Origin of the sequence: uncultured Veillonella sp., from assembly GCF_938010505.1 — a bacterium.
GTDB lineage: Bacteria > Bacillota > Negativicutes > Veillonellales > Veillonellaceae > Veillonella.
Genome location: NZ_CALLVP010000045.1, coordinates 1 through 4,371, shown reverse-complemented (window position 1 = coordinate 4,371; position 4,371 = coordinate 1). Strand labels below are relative to the sequence as shown.

Annotated in this window: 4 protein-coding genes and 1 pseudogene; all 5 read left to right on the top strand. The window is 39.1% G+C overall.

Features of this window, described 5'->3' with window-relative positions; translation table 11 throughout:
* The first annotated feature begins 2 nt into the window (after nucleotides 1-2).
* Nucleotides 3-938, top strand: a complete 936-nt coding sequence (locus tag Q0507_RS02475) for a S41 family peptidase (protein WP_298711875.1) — start codon at nucleotides 3-5, stop codon at nucleotides 936-938.
* 17 nt (nucleotides 939-955) lie between these two features.
* Complete coding sequence (obgE, locus tag Q0507_RS02470; RefSeq protein ID WP_298711872.1) at nucleotides 956-2,227, top strand: GTPase ObgE; 1,272 nt, start codon at nucleotides 956-958, stop codon at nucleotides 2,225-2,227.
* A gap of 8 nt (nucleotides 2,228-2,235) precedes the next feature.
* Complete coding sequence (yhbY, locus tag Q0507_RS02465) at nucleotides 2,236-2,520, top strand: ribosome assembly RNA-binding protein YhbY (protein WP_004693176.1); 285 nt, start codon at nucleotides 2,236-2,238, stop codon at nucleotides 2,518-2,520.
* Nucleotides 2,521-2,593: 73 nt separating this feature from the next.
* Entirely contained in the window at nucleotides 2,594-3,715 is a 1,122-nt protein-coding gene (proB, locus tag Q0507_RS02460) for a glutamate 5-kinase (protein WP_298711868.1), read from the top strand.
* A gap of 9 nt (nucleotides 3,716-3,724) precedes the next feature.
* A pseudogene (gene proA / locus Q0507_RS02455) lies at nucleotides 3,725-4,371 on the top strand (gamma-glutamyl-phosphate reductase); the annotation flags it as partial.

Sequence of the window (4,371 nt, the reverse complement as noted above, 5' to 3'; positions counted from 1 at the left end):
TAATTGACTCTTTGGGAGAACCGCATAGTGTTTATTTAAATGCAGAAGAATATAAGTCCATGAAAATGCAAACATCCGCTACCTATGCTGGTGTTGGCATGGTACTTGGTACTGATGATAAAGGTTTATATGCCGTTAGCGTTATGGAGGATCAACCAGCTTTCAAAGCGGGGATTAAACCTGGAGACCATATTATTGCAATCGACGGTCAAGCTACTAATGAAATCACGGTAGAAGAAGCATCCTCTCGCATTCGTGGTGAAGCAGGTACTGTTGTAGCCCTTGATATTGAACGTAATGGTGAAAAATTACATTTTGATATCACTCGTGAATCCATCGTTTTGCCTACCGTCAAAAGTAAAATGCTAAATGATACAGTTGGCTATATTCGTATTAGTCAGTTTGCTGAAAATACTGCAGGGGACTTTGCTACTCAATATAAAGAGTTGCAAACTCAAGGTATGAAGGCTCTTGTATTAGACTTACGAGATAATCCGGGTGGTTTGTTATCTACTACGGAGCAGATATCTAACTATATTATGCCTCCTGGTACATTGGTAACAGTGCAGAATCGGGCTGGCAAAAAGGATACTTATAAGTCCGATGGACCTGATGTAGCTATGCCGTTAGTCGTTTTAGTCAATAAGGGCTCAGCTAGTGCATCAGAAATCATAGCAGGTGCTGTTCAGGATAGAAAATTAGGTACTATTGTAGGTACTAATACATATGGTAAAGGTACGGTTCAGACTATTTTTCCTAGCTTAGATGATGAGGGCATCAAAGTAACCATTGCTAAGTATCACACACCAAGTGATCGTGTTATCGATGGAACGGGCATTAAACCTGATGTGGAAATCGATTTACCAAAAGGTGTAAATCCATCTAGTAAATTAGATGATATTCAAATTAAAAAGGCATTAGAACTATTACAGCAATAATGCATAGGAGTTAAATTATGTTTATAGATAGAGCGCGCGTCTTTGTTAAGGCTGGTGACGGTGGAGATGGTATGTCTAGCTTCCGTCGCGAGAAATACGTGCCCAATGGCGGTCCTAGTGGCGGCGATGGTGGTAAAGGAGCGGACGTTATCTTTAAAGCAGACAAGAATATTAATACACTTGTAGACTTTAGATATAAGCGTCAGTTCAAGGCTCCTGCTGGCGGTAATGGTGAAAGCTCTAATAAGCACGGCCGAGGTTCTGAGGCTCTCATCATTCCTGTTCCATTGGGAACTGTAATTAAAGATGAAGAAACAGGTAAAATCTTTTGCGACCTTGTCAACGATGGCGATACCTTTGTCATTGCCAAAGGTGGTCGTGGTGGTCGTGGTAATGCTCGCTTTCAAACGAGTGCTAACCGAGCACCCACTTTTGCTGAAAAAGGTGAACCTGGTGAAGAATTTTGGTTACAATTGGAGCTCAAAGTATTAGCGGATGTAGGCTTATTAGGTTATCCATCTGTTGGTAAATCTAGTATTTTGCGCAAAGTATCCAAAGCTCAACCTGAGGTTGCAGCGTATCACTTTACCACGTTGACACCAGTACTTGGGGTAGTTACTATTTCTGGTGATCGTAGTTTTGTTTTGGCCGATATCCCAGGTCTTATTGAAGGGGCTAGTGAAGGTGTTGGCTTAGGGCATAATTTTCTACGTCATGTTGAACGTACGAATATTTTGATTCACGTTTTAGATGTATCTGGTATGGAAGGTCGAGACCCTAAGGTCGACTTTGATGCGATTAATGAAGAGTTGCGTAAATACTCTGAAAAATTGGCTAATAAAAAACAAATCGTAGCACTCAATAAGATTGATATGGTCTTTGATGATACGACGATTCCAGAAACAAAAAAATATTTTGAAGATAAAGGCTATGAGGTATTTCTCATTAACGCCTTAAGTGGTGAAGGTTTGCCAGAGCTTATGGAACGAGCTTACTACTATGTAGAAAACTATGAGCCAGAGCCTGAAGCAACTGATGATACAGTTGTATATGAAGCAAAACAAGATGTAGAATTTGTCATTACTCGCGGTGATGATGCTGCCTTCTACATTACTGGTAAACGTATTGAACGATTAGTAGCTATGACAAATCTTAGCGATGATCAATCTCTTCGTAGATTCCAACGCATTTGGCGCTTTATGGAGCTTGATGCTAAATTGAAGGAAAAAGGCTGTAAAGACGGTGATGAAGTTGTAATCGGTGATCAACGCTTTACTTTCCAAGAGTAGGAGTAATAATGACAGGAAAACAAAAACGGTATTTACGTTCATTGGCGGCTACAATACCACCAGTTGTCCAAATTGGTAAAAATGGTTTAGAGGATAGCGTTATTGATAGTGCTCGCGCAGCAATTACAGCGCGTGAGCTTATTAAGGTTAAATTACATAATAATAGTCCTGAAGATAAGACTATTTTTCAAGACTTAGCAGATATGCTTGGTGCTGAATTAGTTCAAGTGATTGGCTTTAATGGTGTTTTATATAAAGCTAAAAAAGAACCTAAAATCATTTTGCCAAAATAATTTTATAATCTAGTAGATTATAAAAATTTTGTGTACATTGTAGTCAAGAATTTTATCCTTAGGAGGTGAGTCTATGCGCAGTGCAATCGTCAATGCAAAACGAATTGTAGTTAAAGTTGGTAGCAGTACGCTTTGTTACGCTAATGGCCATTTAAATTTAGAGCGTATTGAAAGATTAGTACGCCAATTATCCGATTTAGCTAACCAAGGTAAAGACATTATTCTTGTTTCTTCTGGTGCTACTGGTGCTGGTCTTGCTCCTTTAGGATTTAAGGAAAAACCTAGAGACCTTGTATTAAAGCAAGCAGCTGCTGCAGTAGGTCAAGGTATTCTTATCCATATGTACGAGCGCATGTTCCGTGAATATGGTCGCACCGTAGGGCAAATTCTTTTAACAAAAGAGGATAGTACTGGACGCCATAGTTATCTTAACTTGCGCAATACATTACATACTTTATTGCAACTTAACGTTATTCCTATTATCAATGAAAATGACGTGGTTGCTATCGAAGAATTTAAAATCGGTGATAATGATACTTTATCTGCCACTGTTGCAGGGATTGTAGATGCGGATTTACTTATTATTTTGTCAGACATTGAAGGCTTATATACCGCTAATCCAGCAACTAATCCAGATGCCACTTTGATAGAAACTGTTTCTAAAATTACCGATGAAACGTATGCTATTGCAGGTGGAGCCGGTTCTAATATGGGAACGGGTGGTATGTATACAAAAATTAAAGCTGCTCATATGGCAACAAATTCTGGTGTACCAATGGTCATTACCTCTGGTGAAGTAGAGGATTCCGTTCGTCGTGTATGCAAGGGTGAACAAATTGGGACACTCTTTGAAGCCCATGATGCTAGTTTGTCTGGTAAACATCATTGGTTGGCTTTTGGCAAACGATTAAAAGGCTCTATTACGATTGATGACGGTTGTGCTCGCGCTATTTTAGATAAGGGTGCTAGTATTCTGCCAGCGGGCATTATTGAAGTAGAGGGTACATTTGGACCTGGTGATACAATTTCCATTTATCATAATAATAAAGAAATTGGTCGTGGACTCATCAATTATAGTATTGATGATATGAAGGCGATTAAAGGTCATAACACAAATGATATAGCCGAAATTTTGGGTATTAATACGACTTATGATGAAGTTGTACATCGTAATAATCTAGTTTTATTACACTGAGGAAATCCTATGAACCAGTACGAAGAGATTTGTAAAGATATGGGCCGGAGAGCTAAAGCAGCATCTTTCGAATTAGCCCAACTTGACCAAGAAACTTTAGATTCTGCGTTATTAGCAATTGCTGATGCTGTAGAAGCGCAAATAGATGAAATTATGGCTGCTAATGAGTTAGACTTAGCTAAGTCTGGTGACTATAATATACCTAAAACTATGATAGATCGATTGACATTGACACCTAGTCGCATTGCTCAAATGGCAGAGGGGGTACGTCAAGTGGCTGCTCTTGAAAGTCCTGTAGGCTCTATTATAGAAAGGATTACTCGTCCTAATGGTCTAACTATTGAAAAGCGATCTGTACCTTTTGGTGTAATTGGCATTATCTTTGAAGCTCGTCCAAATGTAACAATCGATGCTGGGGTTCTTTGTTTAAAAACAGCAAACGCTACGATTTTACGTGGTGGTAAAGAAGCATTCCATACGAATCAAGTTATTGTGTCTATTATGCGTAACACCTTAGAGTCATTAGGGATTACTCCAGATGCAATTCAACTCGTAGAGGTGCTTGATCGCGATATGGTTGGTGTGCTTTTACAACAACGTAAATATATTGATGTAATCATTCCACGTGGTGGTGCTGGACTTATTCGTCGAGTTGT